General features: G+C 51.8%; 14 protein-coding genes. 9 read left to right on the top strand and 5 right to left on the bottom strand.

The window, feature by feature from the left end; genetic code table 11:
• The 4 genes from PAEVO_RS31060 (at position 1) to PAEVO_RS31045 (ending at position 5,556) form a co-directional block, all read left to right on the top strand.
• Positions 1–2,001: a DHH family phosphoesterase gene (locus PAEVO_RS31060; protein WP_100541316.1), complete on the top strand. Its 2,001-nt coding sequence runs from the start codon at positions 1–3 to the stop codon at positions 1,999–2,001.
• Entirely contained in the window at positions 1,998–2,441 is a 444-nt protein-coding gene (gene rplI / locus PAEVO_RS31055; protein ID WP_071219349.1) for a 50S ribosomal protein L9, read from the top strand. The genes PAEVO_RS31060 and rplI overlap by 4 nt, the downstream gene beginning before the upstream one ends.
• A gap of 1 nt (position 2,442) precedes the next feature.
• Positions 2,443–3,807 carry a replicative DNA helicase gene (gene dnaB, locus PAEVO_RS31050; RefSeq protein ID WP_071219350.1) on the top strand — a complete coding sequence of 455 codons (1,365 nt, stop codon included), beginning with the start codon at positions 2,443–2,445 and terminating at the stop codon, positions 3,805–3,807.
• Between the two features lie 459 nt (positions 3,808–4,266).
• Positions 4,267–5,556 carry an adenylosuccinate synthase gene (locus PAEVO_RS31045; protein ID WP_100541315.1) on the top strand — a complete coding sequence of 430 codons (1,290 nt, stop codon included), beginning with the start codon at positions 4,267–4,269 and terminating at the stop codon, positions 5,554–5,556.
• A 430-nt stretch (positions 5,557–5,986) separates the two neighbouring features.
• On the opposite strand, the gene PAEVO_RS31040 is transcribed toward PAEVO_RS31045, so the two are convergent.
• The 4 genes from PAEVO_RS31040 to PAEVO_RS31025 form a co-directional block, all read right to left on the bottom strand.
• Positions 5,987–6,685 carry an ABC transporter ATP-binding protein gene (locus PAEVO_RS31040; protein ID WP_100541314.1) on the bottom strand — a complete coding sequence of 233 codons (699 nt, stop codon included), beginning with the start codon at positions 6,683–6,685 and terminating at the stop codon, positions 5,987–5,989.
• Positions 6,685–7,785, bottom strand: a complete 1,101-nt coding sequence (locus PAEVO_RS31035; RefSeq protein ID WP_100541313.1) for an ABC transporter permease — start codon at positions 7,783–7,785, stop codon at positions 6,685–6,687. Before PAEVO_RS31035 ends, PAEVO_RS31040 begins: the two co-directional genes overlap by 1 nt.
• A gap of 120 nt (positions 7,786–7,905) precedes the next feature.
• Positions 7,906–9,285 (bottom strand): sensor histidine kinase, encoded by a 1,380-nt coding sequence (locus tag PAEVO_RS31030; protein WP_100541312.1) that lies wholly within the window; start codon positions 9,283–9,285, stop codon positions 7,906–7,908.
• Positions 9,282–9,959 (bottom strand): response regulator transcription factor, encoded by a 678-nt coding sequence (locus tag PAEVO_RS31025; protein ID WP_100541311.1) that lies wholly within the window; start codon positions 9,957–9,959, stop codon positions 9,282–9,284. Before PAEVO_RS31025 ends, PAEVO_RS31030 begins: the two co-directional genes overlap by 4 nt.
• A gap of 253 nt (positions 9,960–10,212) precedes the next feature.
• Here PAEVO_RS31025 and PAEVO_RS31020 point away from each other — a divergent pair, with 253 nt between their 5' ends.
• Together PAEVO_RS31020 and PAEVO_RS31015 are read left to right on the top strand one after the other, a co-directional pair.
• Complete coding sequence (locus PAEVO_RS31020; protein WP_100541310.1) at positions 10,213–10,899, top strand: ICP22 family protein; 687 nt, start codon at positions 10,213–10,215, stop codon at positions 10,897–10,899.
• A gap of 271 nt (positions 10,900–11,170) precedes the next feature.
• The gene (locus PAEVO_RS31015) at positions 11,171–12,739 is read left to right on the top strand and encodes a M23 family metallopeptidase (RefSeq protein WP_100541309.1); all 1,569 of its coding nucleotides are present in this window, start codon (positions 11,171–11,173) and stop codon (positions 12,737–12,739) included.
• A 992-nt stretch (positions 12,740–13,731) separates the two neighbouring features.
• Here PAEVO_RS31015 and PAEVO_RS31005 read toward each other — a convergent pair.
• Complete coding sequence (locus PAEVO_RS31005; protein WP_076326590.1) at positions 13,732–14,028, bottom strand: hypothetical protein; 297 nt, start codon at positions 14,026–14,028, stop codon at positions 13,732–13,734.
• Positions 14,029–14,560: 532 nt separating this feature from the next.
• Here PAEVO_RS31005 and yycF point away from each other — a divergent pair.
• Genes yycF through PAEVO_RS30990 form a run of 3 tightly spaced genes read left to right on the top strand, consistent with a single transcriptional unit; the run spans position 14,561 to position 18,398 of the window.
• Positions 14,561–15,292, top strand: a complete 732-nt coding sequence (gene yycF, locus PAEVO_RS31000) for a response regulator YycF (protein WP_071219355.1) — start codon at positions 14,561–14,563, stop codon at positions 15,290–15,292.
• Positions 15,292–17,121 (top strand): cell wall metabolism sensor histidine kinase WalK, encoded by a 1,830-nt coding sequence (gene walK / locus PAEVO_RS30995; protein WP_100541307.1) that lies wholly within the window; start codon positions 15,292–15,294, stop codon positions 17,119–17,121. The genes yycF and walK overlap by 1 nt, the downstream gene beginning before the upstream one ends.
• Positions 17,118–18,398, top strand: coding sequence for a YycH family regulatory protein (locus PAEVO_RS30990; RefSeq protein WP_100541306.1), 1,281 nt, complete (start codon positions 17,118–17,120; stop codon positions 18,396–18,398). The genes walK and PAEVO_RS30990 overlap by 4 nt, the downstream gene beginning before the upstream one ends.
• The last annotated feature ends 34 nt before the right edge of the window (positions 18,399–18,432 follow it).

Here is an 18,432-nt window from a genome sequence, read left to right as displayed (position 1 = left end):
ATGCCTAAATTTCTGCAGAAGCGCTGGCACGGCTATCATACCGTCTGGGCGTTTGCGCTGGTGCTTCTGCTTGTTATTTTTCTGTCGTTCTACAATACCATTCTGGGGCTGGTCGGGCTGCTGCTTGCGGTGGTAGGCGGCTATGCGATGCTGAAGACGGAGATGAAATTCCGCCGCGAGCTGGTGGATTACATTGGAGATCTGTCATTTCGAATTCAGCGGGTCGAGGGCGAAGCGGTCAGCGTGCTGCCATTTGGCATTGTGCTGTACAGCGAGGACAAGACAGTGGAGTGGCATAACCAATTCGTGGTCAATATGTTTCCGCATCAGTCGTTGGTCGGCGTCTCCTTACAGGAGTTGTTTCCCCAACTGGTTGTAGCGATAAGGGAAGCCCAAGAGAAGAAGGATAACAAGGAGAAGCTGCCGAAGGAAATTCGTCTGGAGATCTCCCACGAGGATAAGTTCTATGGAGCAACGGTCATTCCGGATGAGCGACTGATCTATCTGGATGAGATTACCGAGCTGGCCGTGCTGAGGCAGCGGTATGAGGATGAGCGATTGGCCTTGGGCATTATCATGATGGATAACATCGATGAGGCCTCGCAGGGGATGGATGATCAACAGCGGACGGCATTGATTGCGAAGGTAACCAGTGAGATCACCGATTGGGCGCGTGAATTTAACGTCTATTTGCGGAGACTTTCCTCAGACCGCTATTTGATGATGCTGAACCACAGGTCGCTCGATGCGCTGGAGAACAGCCGTTTTCTCATCTTGGATGAGGTCCGGGAGATGACGGCGGATCTGAAGGTACCGTTAACGCTAAGCGTTGGTCTTGCTTTCGGTTCAGACGACATTACGGAGCTGGGGCAGCTGGCCCAATCCAGTTTGGATATGGCGCTGGGCCGCGGCGGAGATCAGGCGGCTGTCAAAGCGGGTCAGAGGCTCTCTTTCTATGGCGGTAAATCCAATGCCGTGGAGAAACGAACGCGCGTAAGAGCACGCGTCATCTCCCATGCGCTGCGTGATTTGATGCAGGAGAGCGACAAAGTGATCATTATGGGCCATAAGCTGCCGGATATGGACGTGGTCGGCGCTGCAATCGGCGTGCTGAAAGCAGCCCAGATGTATAAAGTGGAGGCTTATATCGTGATGGAGGGAATGAATCCGTCCATTTCGAGGCTTATGGAAGAGGTCCGGAAGGACGAAGCCTTGATGAACCGATTCATCTCCACCGAACAAGCGATGCAGATGATGACAGAGCATACACTGCTCGTTGTTGTGGATACGCATAAAGCCTCCATGACGATGGAGCCGCGGCTGGTTCATCGTGCAAGCCGGGTCGTTGTGATGGATCATCACCGACGCGGGGAAGAGTTTATTAACGACGCAGTGCTGATCTATCTTGAACCGTATGCCTCTTCAACCTGCGAGCTGGTTACGGAGGTGCTGCAGTATATTCATGAACGGGTATCCCTTACGCCGGTTGAGGCGACGGCTTTATTGGCGGGGATCACGGTGGACACCAAGCATTTTGCCCTCCACACGGGTTCGAGAACGTTTGAGGCTGCCGGATTCCTGCGGCGTCACGGAGCCGATACGATGATGATTCAGCGGGTGCTCAAGGAAGATCTGACAGAATTTATAGCGAAGGCAGAAATCGTGAAACATGCTAAAATGGTATATGACCATATCGCCATTGCGGTATCGAAGAGCGGGGAGCCCATGCCGCAGCTATTGATCGCTCAAGTAGCGGATATGCTGCTGAATATGACGGATGTGCAGGCATCGTTTGTTATTAGCGAACGCACAGACGGCAAGATTGGCATTAGCGCCCGCTCCATGGGCAAGATGAATGTTCAGATGATTATGGAACGTCTCGGGGGAGGCGGACATTTAACGAACGCCGCAGTACAACTGGATACGACGCCTGAGAAAGCCGAGGAGAAGTTGATGGAAGTACTGAAGGACATCGAAGCGAAAGAGGGGTTATTTGAATGAAAGTCATTTTCATAAAAGATATGAAGGGTCAAGGCAAGAAAGGCGAAGTGAAGGAAGTTTCGGAAGGATACGCAACGAACTTCCTGATTCCGCGGGGAGTCGCTCGTCCGGCAACCGACGGTAACATGAAGACGCTGGAGCAGCAGCAGGCTTCCGAGGAGAAGCGTAAGGCTCAGGAGAAGGAAGAGGCACAGGCGCTCGGCAAAAAGCTGGAAGAGATGACGGTTGTCCTGAAAGCTAAAGCTGGAGAGGGCGGCCGTTTGTTCGGGGCCATCACCAGCAAGCAAATTGCTGAAGCTCTGGCAGGACAGAAGATCAAAATCGACAAACGCAAAATTGAACTTAGCGATCCGATCCGCAGTCTGGGTGTTACCCAGATTCCGGTGAAGCTGCACCCTGACGTCAAGGCGACGCTCAAGGTTCAAATTACGGAGGAGTAATATGGGAGGAGAACTCTATTTCGATCGGGTCCCCCCGCAGAACCTTGAGGCAGAGCAGGCGGTGCTGGGTGCCATTCTGCTGCAAAGTGAAGCGCTGATTACAGCGATGGAGCGGGTGCAGGCCGAGGACTTCTACGACAAAACGCATCAGATGATCTATGAAGTTATGGTGCAGCTCGGGGAAGGCAATCAACCGATCGATCTGGTGACCCTTACATCTCTCCTGCAAGATAAAGGGCAGCTGGAAGAGGTCGGAGGCGTCAGCTATTTAGCCAAGCTGGCTCATGCGGTCCCGACGGCTGCGAACGTAGATTATTACGCCCAGATCATCGAAGAGAAATCGATGCTGCGGCGGTTGATTCGAACCGCAACACAAATTGTCAGTGAAGGATATACCGGAGGGGAAGATGTATCCGGTATGCTCAGCGAGGCGGAGCGCCGCATTCTCGAGATTTCCAATCGACGCACAGGCAGCGGATTTATTGCGATCCGCGATGTGCTGATGGAAGTGTTCGAGAAGGTGGAGGTTCTCCATCAGAACCGGGGGAACACAACGGGAATTCCATCCGGGTTCGTGGACTTGGACAAAATGACAAGCGGATTCCAGCGCAACGACTTGATCATCGTAGCTGCCCGTCCTTCCGTAGGTAAAACCGCATTTGCATTGAATATTGCCCAGAACGTGGCGATTCGTGCCAAGGAAACCGTAGCTATCTTCAGTCTGGAGATGTCGGCGCCGCAGCTCGTACAGCGTATGATCTGTGCTGAGGCTAACCTGGATGCCGGCGTCATGCGTAACGGGGATTTCAAAGGTGATGAGGATTGGTCCAAGCTTACGATGGGCATTGCCGCTCTGTCGGAAGCTGAGATTTACATTGATGATACACCGGGCGTAACGGTTGCTGATATTCGTGCGAAGTGTCGTCGTCTGAAGAAGGAGAAGGGGCTCGGCATGATCCTGATCGATTACCTCCAGCTCATTCATGGACGCGGCAAGGCCGGGGAGAACCGGCAGCAGGAGGTATCCGAGATCTCGCGTACGCTTAAACAAATCGCCCGTGAGCTCGAAGTGCCGGTTATTGCGCTGTCACAGCTCAGCCGGGGCGTGGAGCAGCGTCAGGATAAGCGTCCGATGATGAGTGACCTTCGGGAATCCGGTTCGATCGAGCAGGATGCCGATATCGTTGCGTTCTTATACCGGGATGATTATTACAATCAGGAAACCGAGAAGAAGAACATCATCGAGATCATCATTGCCAAACAGCGTAATGGTCCTGTAGGTACGGTGGAACTGGTCTTCTTGAAGAACTTTAATAAATTCGTCAATTACGAGCGAACGCATGCCGACGCCTTCGCTGCTGGATGACGACGATACAGATTAGCCGCGATTCTAGGGTGTCTTAACGAAATACGAGGCTTCTTTAACAAAGTTCGGAGATTAGGCAGATACCTGCCGCTGGCTGTAAGTTAAGGGCATTTCTTAAGATATCAAGTATAAACCTCGAAGCTTGGGCCTTCCTGATATCGCAAGAAAAACTACCTCTAACCGCGGTCTCTCTTCTGAGAAAGTACGTCGACAGTCGTTTTCTTATGGAGATTCCCCGAATAATGCTGCAATCATTCGATAATCTCGTCCTAATTCCGAACAATCGTACACACTGATGTGCGATTGTTCGTTTTTGTATTTGACTTTAAAAATGGGGACTGTTACACTGGTATTGCTGCTTTAGTGCAGTGGGGTTGAATTTTAATCATCATGTAGAGGTTATTTCATCAGTGTTTCGCGAAATATTAAGGGTGTAACAGCCCGGGCGGAGGAATGAATATGTCAACGGTAGTCGTTGTGGGAACACAATGGGGAGATGAAGGGAAAGGGAAAATCACGGATTATTTGGCGGAAAGCGCTGACGTGGTAGCCCGTTACCAAGGCGGCAACAATGCCGGCCACACCATTCTGATTGACGGTAAAAAATTCAAGCTTAGCTTGATTCCATCCGGAGTATTCTATAAAGATAAAACCTGTGTGATCGGAAACGGTATGGTCGTTAACCCGGCTGCACTTATTGAAGAGATTAATTATATTCATGATAACGGGTTCAGCACGGATAATCTGGTAATCAGTGATCGTGCTCATGTTATCATGCCTTATCATATGGTATTGGATGCTCTGGAAGAGGACCGTAAAGGTCCGAACAAAATCGGTACGACCCGCAAGGGAATCGGCCCTTGCTACATGGATAAAGCGGCACGTAACGGCATCCGGATCGCAGATCTGATGGATGCGGAAGAGTTCGAACTGAAGCTTCGCCATATGGTGAAGGAGAAGAACCAAGTGATTACCCAGGTATATGGCGGGGAAGCGCTCGATGTTGAAGAGATTCTGACGCAATACCTGGAGTATGCCGAAATTATTCGTAAATATGTGCGTGATACTTCCGTCGTCCTGAACGACGCGATCGATGAAAATCAAAAAGTATTGTTTGAAGGCGCGCAGGGCGTCATGCTGGACATCGACCAAGGTACGTATCCGTTCGTAACCTCCTCGAATCCTTCTGCCGGCGGTGTATGTATCGGTTCCGGTGTAGGACCATCGAAGATTCAGCAGGTGATCGGGGTGGCTAAATCCTACACGACGCGTGTAGGGGATGGACCTTTCCCGACGGAGCTGGACAATGAAATCGGTGAGTACATTCGTGAAAAAGGACATGAATACGGCACGGTAACCGGACGTGCTCGCCGCGTAGGCTGGTTCGATAGCGTAGTTGTACGCCATGCCCGCCGCGTGAGCGGAATTACCGGCTTGTCCCTGAACTCGCTGGATGTGCTGAGCGGTCTTGAGACCGTTAAGATCTGTACCGCATATAAATTCCGCGGTGAGGAGATTACGCACTACCCGGCCAGCTTAAAAATGCTTGCGGAGTGCGAAGCAATCTATGAAGAGCTGCCAGGCTGGAACGAAGACATTACCGGAGCAAAAACGCTGGAGGATCTGCCGGAGAACACCCGTCGCTATGTCGAGCGCGTGTCCGAGCTGACCGGCATTCCGATTGCCATCTTCTCTGTTGGCCGCAACCGGGAGCAGACGAATCAAGTGCTTCCGATTTACGAGAAATAATCAGGGTTGGACCATGAATAGAAAGACTAGAAGTTCAACGTTTAGATAAGTCTATAAACCTGCCGATGATATTATCGGCGGGTTTTTCTTTTTGGTAAAGAAAAAGAAAGTGGAGACCAGAGCGTATCATGAGATAACAGTGACACCCTAAAGGTGGAAGAATTTGTCCCTTCATTTGAAGGATATTATCCCTTAGTCGAATGTCCATCCACCCTATAATGGAGAAAGACATAGAGGACAGCACGCTGAACATTTGGAATTGGGGCTAAAGGCAGCGGGTATATGCAGTCAGATCAACGTAGGGGGGACAGAAGCCATACGAATCCCATGAGGCGTATGGCCTTCTTGAGAGCTGGAGAGGTACACGATCCAGCATAATAAAAACCGGATTCATCTACTAGGTTGCTAGGATGAATCCGGTTTTTTCATTCTATAGCAGAGTGGGAGATCGCTGTTCGGATAACTTGCCATCCTCGATATAAATGATCCGATCACATAAATCGAGCATGCGCTTGTCATGCGTGACCATGACGGCGGCTTTCTGGCGCAGCTTGACCTCATCGGCGAGCATTTGAACTACGGTTCGGCCGCGCTCCGAATCCAGACTTGCGGTTGGCTCGTCTGCCAGAATGAGCTCCGGATTGTTCATCCATGCCCGGGCAATGGCAACACGCTGCCGTTCACCGCCTGATAAGCTCTCAGGGTAATGAAACCTGCGGTGCGATAAGCCCAGCCGATGAAGCAGATCATCCGCCCGCTGCTGCGGCTCCTGGCCGTGCTGTCCTGCCAGTTTGGCAATCAAGAGGAGCTGATCGCGGACAGCCAGATAAGGAATCAGATTGGAGGATTGAAAGACAAATCCGATATGGTTCAGCCGCAGCGCATTCAATTTTTTGGCGGATAGCCTTGTAACCTCCTGATCACCCATCCATATTCTTCCGCGGGTAGGGGATAGAAGTGCCCCTGCAATGGAGAGAAAGGTGCTTTTGCCCGAACCGGAAGGTCCGACCACCGCGATGAATTCCCCACCCTTGATATCCAGCGAAATGTTGTCCAGTACTTTAACGGAGGTGTCCCCGTCACCGAATTCTTTGCTCACCTGATCCATCAACAGCTTGGATGATGTCATTATGCAGCCCTCCCGATAGCTTCGATTGCATCGATCTTGATGACCCGATATAGCGACAATAGCGATCCCATCAGGGAAACCGCCAGGAACAGCAAGGAACAGAGCAGAACGACCGAAGGCGTTAACGAAAAGGGCACGATGCCGGACAACAGGAGCGAAACCCCGTAAGTCAGGCCGATGCTGATCGCAAGACTGACGATGGTAAGGGTCAGGACCTGAAAGATCAGACTCCTCACCAGATAGCCGGTCCCCGCACCGATGGCTTTCAGGACGCCGAACTGATTCATTTTCTGAATCGTCATGACGTAGAAGAACACGGCCAGCACGAAGGCTGCGATCACAAACAGGAACACAATCATCATGATAAGTGAACCCTGCTCCTCCTGAAAACCGGGAATTCCCTGCAGGGCTTCCTCTTTCGTGATAATCTCGATGCCGGATACGTCCCGGGCCAAGGCCTCCTTCTGTTCCGGAGTTCCTTTCCAAGCGATGGCATTATAGATAGGCGCTAGTTTTGCCGGGTTTGGTTGAAGCGTCTTCCATCCCTCAAAGTTCATGTGAATGACCGGGGCATGACTGAAGGATTGTCCCTCCGTAAAGGCCGCAATCGTAAACGTGGCGCCTGTAGCCTGATCCACGATCCGGTCGCCCAGCCGGTACCCGTCCTCTTTCAAGGAGCGGTCGGCCATCACAAGGCCGGCATCCGTATTGCTAATCATGGTGCCTTCAACGACTCGGGGTGCCAGCATGCTCTCCACATCAATGGCAAAAAAGGCCGCATCGAATTTGGCCGCGGAGCCTTCCTTGGTCAAGGTGTTCATGCGTATGCCGAGCGGAGTGGCCGGGTTTCCACCCGGGCGGCTCTGCACTTCGTTCCAGATCTCGCCGGTTAGTACGGAACGATTGATCCGATGATCGGATCCCTCCTGAAGCACCAGGTAGTCGGCTTTCATATTTTGTATGGAAGAGGCGTTATCGGAGGATAGCCCCTGGGCCAATCCCGTGACGAACAGAACAAGCCAGGCAATCAGAACCATAATGAAGCCAATCAGCAGATAGCGCAGCTTCGCATGCTGAAGTTCACGCAGTGCAAGAAACATGTTTCCCATCTCCATTCCTAATCATTAAGCAGCACATCCCGCGGTTTTTAATCTCTGCGGGATATGCCCCAAGTATAGGAATGGATTATGAACAGAGCATGAACTTGAGATTAGGCTGCATTATACGTGAGGGAGGATCACGGTGAAGGTGGTTCCCTTTCCAGGCTGACTCGTGACTTCAATACGTCCGCCATGCAGTTCGACAATTTTCTGGGTAATGGATAAACCCAATCCGCTGCTGCCCTCGGAGCGGTCGCGAGCCTCATCCACGCGGTAGAACCGGTTGAAGATGTGGGGCAGGTGCTCTGGCGGAATACCAATGCCCGTATCGGAGATCTCGATGCGGCATTGTGTGTTGTGTTTGATCACACGCAGGGAGATGGCGCCTTCAGGTGCGGTGAATTTAATGCTGTTGGTGATGAGGTTCGTCCATACCTGGTGCAGGAGCTGATGATCGCCATAGACATAGGTCGGCGGCAGCGACATATCGATGGTCAAATCTTTGCTGCGCCAGCTCCATTCGGTGTGGAACAGTACCTGCTTGATTTGCTCGGCCACGTCGAAGGTGGATTTATCGAGAATATTTTCTTCCTTATCCAGGGACGCCAGCATAAGCAGCTGTTTGCTGAGCTGGGACATCCGGCGGCTTTCCGCCTCAATGATCGATAAGTAATGCTGCTGTTGTTCCTCGGACAAGCGCTTGGTTTGCAGCGTTTGCGAGAAGCCCTGAATGGAGGCCAGCGGCGACTGGATTTCATGCGAGACATTGGATACAAACTCCTGGCGCATCTGCTCCAACTGCGCTAGTCCTTTGGCCATCTGGGAAAAATGGTCCGCAAGCTGCCCCAGCTCGTCACGCCGGGTAACGTTCAGCTTAATGTCATATTGGCCCTGCGCCACGCTCTGGGTGGCCTCGGTTAACTTCACGATCGGTTTCACGATATAGCGCGTAATAATGCCGACAAGCAGGATGCTCAGCAGGATGGCAATGACCATGATGATGGAGAAGAAGATACGCATCTCCCCGAACTGGACGGTAATATCGGGCCTGATGAAGAGTGCGTGAGGGCTGCCTTCTACCTGTATGGGGATGCCGATGGAGTTGCTTAGGACATTGTCGAAAAAGCCGGTGATGAACAGCTCCGACGGAAACTCCGCGATGCCATGGTACACCTTCCCGTTCAGCACCTGCCGCACCGTTTCGGGCGAAAGGTCCTGTTCACGGAACATGCCGCCATAGAACCACTCCTTGCCTTGATCGTTCACCAAATAGAATTGATACCCGAGCTGTCCGATGTGATGGAGATAATCATGGATGTCCGTCTCCGGGTGGCTGTCATAAAAGTCCCCGATATCCTTGGCCATGGTGGTGACCTTCTGATCGTTAAAGGGCTTGAGATTGTACTGGTAGTAAAGATTAGACAGCACAAAAGCAATCAAGCTGCTGATCACCATGATGGCGATGGTGGTGAGGACGATGCGCGAATAGAGGGTTTTCACTGCGGCGCCGCCTCCAATTTATACCCTACGCCCCGGATGGTCCGTATCCGGAAATCGCCGCTTCGGTCCGCGAAGCGTTCCCGGAGTCGTTTGATATGTACGTCAACGGTCCGGTCATCTCCGTCAAAATCCGTTCCCCAGATGAGCTGAATCAGCTCCTCGCGCGAGAACGTCCGGTCCGGATAGCTCGCAAGCTGGGAGAGCAGCTCAAACTCCTTCATCGGCAGCATCAGTACCTTTCCGTGTCCTTGAACCTCGTAGCTTTTGCGGTCGATGGTTGTTTCGTTCAGACGGATTTTGTCTGCGCTGACCATTTGATACCGCCGCAGCAGGGCTTTGATTCGAAACAGCAGCTCCCTTGGTTCAAATGGTTTGGTTAAGTAGTCATCCGTGCCAACGGCATATCCCTTTTCCTTATCCACGAGCTGATCCTTGGCCGTCAGCAGAATGACGGGAACATCATAATAACGCCGGATTTCGTCGCAGAGCTGATAACCGTCCTTGTTCGGCATCATAACATCCACGACAGCCAGATGAACTTGTTCCTCTGCCAAGCGAGCAGAAGCTTCTTCCCCATCAGCAGCCGTAAACACCGTGTACCCTTCGGTTTGAAGATGATATTGCAGAAGTTCCCGAATATGCGCGTCGTCATCCGCGATTAATATATGAATCATTGCTAGATTGACCTCCTTCATGTGCAGTTCCGATTGACTATATATGTATCATAAATTCCCGTGTGCGGTCGATTGTACTCTCTATAGCACGGGAGTAGTGTGGCCTAAAACCAACCGAATCATGAAATATATCAGATGGAAGTAGAAAAAAAGAGGGAAAAGGGATTGAAGCGATTTCGAACCGTCAATACTGGAAAAAGAAAGAAATTATTGTCATGTCATTTCACCATGCATGAGATAGGAGGAAATTCGTATGAAGTGGACGAAATGGCTGCTGAAAATCAGCCTGACCGCCATCCTGGTGAGCACGCTCACGATTGTGACAACAGGCATCGTGGTCAATGCCTATATTCAATCGGTGTTGTCCAGTTTTAACATTCAGCTGGAGACGGAGCCGATGGGGGTTGGAGGTATTGTGAAGTCGATGTTCGGTATGGGCTCTGGTCCAAAGTCGGATATCGACAGCGTGAACGCCGCAAAGGATAACAACCAAGCAGAAGATAAGGATGCTGCGTCCGATGAACCGGCAACGGGAGCCGGCCCGGATCGTAATGGAGGGGCACAAGAGGACAACGAGGCGAATTCGAACCCGGCGGGAACGACGGATGAGTCGCCAGCAGATGAGGAGGCGCCGGATAATTCCTTGCCAGTGATGGGCACGAACACGACAGAGTTGCCTGACGAGTCCTCCCTGGAAGATCAAGAGATTGTCATGACACCAGGAGAAATTGTCGATCGGAAGGACAGCTTGCCAACACAGGAGAAGGAAGAGATTTTTACCATGCTGATGAATAAGCTGCCCCAATCGGAAATGCAGAAAATCTCCGAGGCGATGGAGGACGGACTGACCGCAGCGGAACTTGCGGACATCGAGCAGGGCATATCCAAATATTTGAATGCAGAGGAATTCGATAAACTGATCACTATGCTCAAAGAATAACGGTATGACGGCGTTCAGGCCTGTTCTGTCACTGTTTTGTCACTGTCTTGCTAAGGTTATATATTAGGAAAAATGAGGAAACCCGCGCTGGGCGCGGGTTTTTCGCTGTTTTCGTAAACTTGAAATGATTGTAAAGGCTATGTTAAAGTATACGAAGATCGAAAAGGTTAAAATTTTGATACCTTTTGACAGGTTGTGTCATATTCAATGTAAGTCAGCAAGTTCAAATGAACAGATTCTTACATATGAACAAGGCTTAAAGGAGAGAGACATGAAAGGTTCTAAGGGGAAACGGTGGATGGATAGCATCTTGCGTAAGCAAGCAGCCGACCATTCTGCCCACAACAACAACTCGAATCGTGAGCCCTCGGAGCCGTCGAATCCACAAAAACGGGGATGGACTTCGCCGCGCAGGTGGATTTGGATTTCGGCAGGGGCATTGCTCATAGCAGGATCAATATATACGGGCGGAAAAGCGTATGTAAACGCAAATACGATTCCGTTCTATCATGTGTATGTAGATGGAAAAGCGATTGGCACCATTCAAGATGATGCCCAGCTTGATCAGCTGCTTAAAGAGAAGCAGAAGGAATATCAAAAAGAGTACCCAGATGTACTTATGGTGCTCAATACCGACGGCATTACAACTAAAGCTGACCGTTCCTATAAACCGGAGGTGAACAGCGAGGAGACACTCCATAAGCTGGATAACCTGCTGAAGGCATATGCCCGCGGCGTGGAGCTGAAGGTGAACGGCAAGACGGTGGCGATCGTGAAAGATCAGCAGACGGCCAAGGCTGCCGTCGAAGCAGCCAAGCTGAAGTTCGCTCCGGCGGCTGCCCATAAGGAGAAGACGCAGAGGGTCGCTTTCACGAAGACGTCGGCATCGGCATCGAGCAAGAAGAGCGGTGACGGAAGCGGGCTCCAGTCCGTGGACATTAAAGAGAACATCTCGCTGGCCAACACGAAGGCTGACCCGAACAAGGTGCTGGACGTGGAGGAAGCGGTGAAGGTGCTTACGGGCACGAAGGACAAGCCGGTGGTGTACACGGTGAAAGAGGGGGATACGATCTCTTCCATCGCACAGCATTTCGGTATGAAGTCGGCTGACGTTATGGCGCTGAATCCCGGGCTGGAGGAGAAATACGTTCAGATCGGGGCCGAGCTGCAAGTAACGAAGCCGGAAGCACCGCTGACGGTAAGAACGGTGGAGACGGTGTCGGAGAAGCAGCCAAGCAAGCCGGAAACGATTGTCCGCAAGAGCAGCGAGCTTCCGCTTGGGAAACGAAAGGTCGTTCGTCCCGGACGGGATGGCGTCAAAACCGTGGATTATATCGTAACCAAAGAGAACGGGCAGGTTATCTCCAAGCAATGGACGGGCCAACAGGTGGTTCAGGAATCACTGCCGGAAGTGGTGTACAAAGGCACCAAGGTAACGCCTAAGAAAAAAGCAGTAACGGTGACCCAGAAATCCGGCGGCAGCATGTTCGCATGGCCGGTCAGCGGCGCGCGGATTACGAGCCCCTACGGTCATCGCTGGGGAAGAAGCCATGAGGGCGTCGATCTGGTTGGCGGCAGCACGATTATGGCAGCCGCCTCGGGAAGAGTGGTCTTCGCCGGTCAGCAGAGCGGTTACGGCAATGTCGTCATTGTCGATCATGGCAATGGATATCGCACTCTGTATGGGCATATGAACAAGATTTCCGTGAGCAACGGACAATCGGTTGGACAAGGCTCCAAGCTGGGCGTCATGGGGAATACGGGCCGTTCTACTGGAACTCACCTCCATTTCGAAGTGCAAAAAAATGGAGTTGCCCAAAATCCGATGAATTATCTGTAGTTCTGTGTTATACTAGGTAAACCAATGCGACATAAGCCATTATTGGTTCATATATCATAATAGTGAAGATGGCCGCTCCTTAACGGGGGCGGCCATTTTTGCGTCTTGCAGGCGGTGATTTGGGGATGTGGGACAGAACGGGAAATATCTTTCCAGCCGCTGTTGTCCGCCCTTTGTCTGAATTGTATTTTATGTGGGAACAAAGGGCTCCCAAAGGCGTCTTCCAAGATATTTTCCCTTATCTGTCGAATCCATCCCCGTATTTCGGCCAAGCTGCGAAGCAGGTGGCCGCCCCCTGAATCGGGGCGACCGTAGGGAGGCGGTGTGGGTGGGGCAGAACGGGAAATATCTTTCCAACCGCTGTTGTCCGCCCTTTGTCTGAATTGAAGTTTATGAGGGGACAAAGGACTCCCAAAGGCGTCTTCCAAGATATTTTCCCTTATCTGTCGAATCCATCCCCGTATTTCAGCCAGGCTGCGAAGCGGGTGGCCGCCCTTTGAATCGGGGCGACCGTAGGGAGGCGGTGTGGGTGGGGCAGAACGGGAAATATCTTTCCAGCCGCTGTTGTCCGCCCTTTGTCTGAATTGAAGTTTATGAGGGGACAAAGGACTCCCAAAGGCGTCTTCCAAGATATTTTCCCTTATCTGTCGAATCCATCCCCGTATTTCAGCCAGGCTGCGAAGCGGGTGGCCGCCCTTTGAATCGGGGCGACCGTAGGGAGGCGGTGTGGGTGGGGCAGAACGGGAAATATCTTTCCAGCCGCTGTTGTCCGCCCTTTGTCTGAATTGAAGTTTATGAGGGGACAAAGGACTCCCAAAGGCGTCTTCCAAGATATTTTCCCTTATCTGTCGAATCCATCCCCGTACATTCCGGCTAAGCTGCGAAGCGGGTGGCCGCCCCCTGAATCGGGGCGGTCGTAGGGAGGCGGTGTGGGCGGGGCAGAACGGGAAAGTGTCTGCAGTGGGGGCGCAAGTGGTGTCCCTCGATAAGAATTATTCTCTTTTGTAGGCGTAGACTAGGAGATTAACCAACGATAGTATCACCACTGCAATAAACATCATAAAGGAAACAGCGTCGCCGCTGGTTCCTAATTCATCTGCAAGGTAACCTATTTGATAGGTCAGATGAGCGGATACTGCCAAACTAATAAGGGTAATTATTGCGATTGTAAAGCCATTGATTATTTTATGGCGATTCCGAAAAATCATGATGAACAATGAGATGATCAGAATGAGGATAAACAGAATATATATGGGTCTAAAATGAGTAACTATATTTGTACTTTCCATCCATATAACTCCTTCCTATATTTATAGATTGAGCTCTCATTCTTAACTTAAATAAAACGGATGAAACTCCCTTAAAGGATGATTCCATCATAATCCAGAAAAGTTATGAATTTCAACTATCGAGACGGTTTTACAAGAGCACGATCTTCATCATTTTAATCCGCGCACTCATAAAGCGAAAGGAGTCCTCTTCTCTTACGCCTGATCTGTTATTCATTCAAGATTATCATTAAAGTAGCCGCCCCCTGAATCAGGTGAGCTGTTAGGAGCTCTGGGTGTGTAGCGGCGGCAGGTGTGGTAAAATGGAAAGAAGACCGTTTAAGTGTGAGTTCAAAAAGTCAAACTTTCAGCACCGAGAAGGTTGGATGAAGCTAGGGATTGAGGAGCGGAGCGTACGTTTTGGGTACGTGAGCACCGGAAAGCCCGGCTGAATTCAAGATTCGATGTCGAGTGGGCTACTAGTGCTGCTTCGTGATCAAAGAGGGACTTTTTGAACATCCTCTTTAAGTGAAGGTATGAGGTGAACAGGACGATGCAGGGAACCATTCTGGTGGTGGATGACGAACAACCCATCGCCGATATTTTAAAGTTTAACTTGGAAAAAGAGGGCTATGAGGTCATCTGCGCTTTTGATGGCATTAGCGCGGTAGAGATTGCACTCACGAAGCGGCCGGATTTAATGCTGCTTGATTTGATGCTGCCCGGAAAAGACGGAATGGATGTGTGCCGCGAGGTACGTGCCGCGAACCTGCAGATCCCGATCATCATGCTGACGGCAAAGGACGGGGAGATCGACAAGGTGCTGGGACTTGAGCTTGGTGCGGATGATTACGTGACGAAGCCGTTCAGCACCAGAGAAATACTGGCACGCGTGAAGGCGCATCTGCGCCGTCAGCAAAAGCCGGACAACTCAGCGGATAACACAGGCGGCACAAGTGCAGGCGGACAAGGCCTGCGGCTGTTTGAGCTGTTTATTGATACCGATATGTACATGGTATACAAAAGCGGGGAAGCGCTCGACCTGACGCACCGCGAATATGAATTGGTGTATTATTTGGCCCGTAATGCCGGCAAAGTGATGACTCGTGAACATTTGCTGCAGGCGGTATGGGGGTTTGAATACTTTGGCGATGTGCGGACCGTGGATGTTACCATTCGCCGACTTCGTGAGAAGATTGAAGAGAATCCGAGCAAGCCGGAATATATCCTGACTCGGCGCGGTCTGGGCTACCTGATGCGCAGCGCTAAAAACGGAGGCCTGTAATGAAGTGGCTGTCCTTCTTCCGCACCATTCAGGCGAAGGTCATCATCATCTATGTCCTTCTCATTCTGATCGCGATGCAGCTGATCGGGGTGTATTTTGTGAGTGCGATGAAGAACTCGCTGACCAGCAATTTCACGAAGGACTTGCAGGAGCGTGCCGAGCTGATGTCGGTGCTGGCGGCCAAGACCCTTGGCGGCGAGAATGATACGGAGGAGGACCCGATTGAGAGCCTGCGCGTCATGGTGAACAATCTGTTCAATCTGAACGGAGCCGAGATTCAGGTGCTGGATTCCACGGGGCGGGTTCTCACGACTTCGCTGCCCTCCCATGCGGACTACGTGAATACCAAGAATACACAGACGGTTGTCAGCCGGGCCTTGCAGGGAATACAGGATAATGAAGAATACATTATTGATGATGATAATATCCGCAAAAAAGTGGTGGCCAAGCCCGTCATGTATAACGAGAAAATCGTTGGTGCCATCTACATTGTAGCCAGCATGAGCGAGCTGTACAGCACGATGCAGCGGATCAACAATATTTTTATATCGGGCATTCTGCTCGCACTCGGCTTGACTGCGGTGCTCGGCGTCATTCTGTCGCATACGATCACTCATCCGATCAAGGAGCTGACCAAGCATGCCCGGGCCGTCGCGGACGGCCGGTTTACCGAGAAAACGCCGGTGTTCGGCAGCGATGAGATCGGCCAGCTCAGCCAGGCGTTTAACTATATGACCAGCCGTCTGCGCGAAGCCCTTTCGCAGAACGAAGAAGAGAAAGAGAAGCTTGCTTCGATTCTGACCAATATGAGCGACGGCGTCATCGCAACCGATGAAGCAGGACGTGTCATCCTGATGAATCGGCGCGCCAGTGAGATGCTGGGCGTGGAGGGGGAAGAGCTGGCAGGACACGATATCGTGTCCCTGCTGGGGCTTGAGGAGTCCGAATCGGAGGCGCTGGCGCGCAGTGAAGGCCATGACTCCAAGCTGCTGGAAATAATCCCGCGGGAGGACGGCGATCCGTTCATGATGCGTGTGACCTTTACTCCGATTCACCGGCGGGAGATTGGCATCACCGGTACGATTGCGGTGCTGCAAGACGTTACGGAGCAGGAGAAGCTGGAAGCATCCCGGCGGGAGTTCGTGGCGAATGTATCTCATGAGCTGCGCACGCCGCTGACAACCATCAAGAGTTATACCGAGGCGCTGGAGGATGGGGCGCTGGAGGATAAACAGATGGGGCCGCGATTTGTCGGTGTCATCCAGAATGAGACCGGCCGGATGATCCGGCTGGTAACGGATCTGCTGCATCTGTCACGGCTTGATTCCAAGGAGGCTGCGCTGCATAAGGAGCCGACGGACATTGTGGAGATGCTGGAAGACGTAGAGGACCGCTTCTCTTTCCAAATGAAGCAAAAGCATATCCGCACCATTATTGAGGTGAAACCGGGCGTATCGACAGCTATGCTGGACCGGGATGGCATTGATCAGGTTCTCGATAACCTGATCTCCAACGCCCTTAAATATACGCCAGACGGAGGCACTATCACCATGGATGCAAGCATAACCGAGGAAGGCATGCTGTCCTTATCGGTAAAGGATACCGGGATCGGCATTCCGAAGAAGGACCTGGACCGGATCTTCGAGCGCTTCTACCGGGTAGATAAGGCCCGGACGCGCAATTTGGGCGGAACGGGCCTCGGTCTATCCATTGCCCGGGAAATTGTCAGGGCACATGGAGGTTTTATCACGCTTCAATCCGAGCTGGAGAAAGGCACCACGGTGACCTTCACCTTGCCCCTGGACAATGAGGGGAGGGCGTTAACGTGAAGGAGCGATTGAAGACCGTTCTGCTGGTCGTGTTGGTCGTTGGCAGTTTGCTGCAGAGCTACGTTTTGATTTTCCGTTTTCCGGGCAGTGATTCGGTTGTGCAATCCAAGGACGCCTATATCCGAACCGAGGAAATGGGGCCGGAGGAAAAGCCCGAAAATCTGCTTTTTCCCGACAAGATGATCATTCATCAAGGCGAAGACAAACATACGGTGTTCTATCCGAACGATACGTTCTACAATCTTGTGTATAACCGGCTTAAAGGACGGACCTTTGATAATTTCCAGCGGCGGATGGTCAACAACATCGACTGGGCCAAGGTTCGCTCCGAGAATCGGGGCATTGAGCTGAGCTTTGATTCCGGCATTCCGGTTACCCTGCTCCAGAGAGTGATGCAGATCGTCCCGGACACCCTGTTTGAAGGGGAAAGCATCAATAAAATATGGCTGTACAGCGTGGAAGGCGAAGCGAAGATCCATGTCATGTTTTTCAGTACGGAGGGCGATGTCGTCTATGAAGCCGCGCAGGCGGATTTGACCGTACAGGACGTGGATCAACTGGTGGACTTCGGGCTGAGCTGGACGCCGTATAAGATGGTGGATGGCCGGTATTATACCCCGGAGAAGGAACTGAATATGGTCAGCATTGAACTGCCGATTGGCGAATATACGGTAGAGCAAATGCAGCGAAGCCTGTTCTTTGACCCTAGCATCACCCGTAACATCCGGGAAAAAGACGGCTCCGAGATTTATACGGACAGTAAGCGGAGCCTGCAGGTGGACCAGGGGCAGAAATGGATCAGTTACACCGATCCGGCTGCGCCGCCATCCGGTGAGAGCAGCCCCGGCAAGGACGTGCTGTCCGCCATCGATTTCGTGAATCAGCACGGGGGCTGGAATGGCACGTATAGACTGGCTAAGGCGAGTGAATCCGAGGATCGGACGCTAGTAAAATTCCAGCAGTACTATGGCGGATTCCCGATCCTGAATACGCCAGGCTTCCAGTATGGCGTCATGGAATTGGATTTACAGCAGGGAACGGTAACCTCGTATGAGCGCTCGCTGTTATATCTTGAGTCTGCTGCCTTAAAGAAACAGATGGTGAAGCTGACAGGGGGCGAGGCCTTGGAAGCGAAGCTGAAGCCTTATGTCGAGGAGAAGAACGTGGTTATGGGTCTGGATCCCGCCTATTTACCAGTGCGGACGGGAGAAGGGCTGCTGCTGAAGCCTGTATGGGCCTTAAAGCTCCAGAACGGGTCGGTTATCACACTTGAATAAATGAGGAAGATGGCAATTGAATGACAAGGAGGGA

Source organism: Paenibacillus sp. GM2FR (assembly GCF_002803325.1).
In the GTDB taxonomy this organism is placed as follows: domain Bacteria; phylum Bacillota; class Bacilli; order Paenibacillales; family Paenibacillaceae; genus Paenibacillus_AQ; species Paenibacillus_AQ lautus.
Note: the sequence above shows the minus strand (reverse complement) of the source record. Positions and strands in the feature narration are given on the sequence as shown.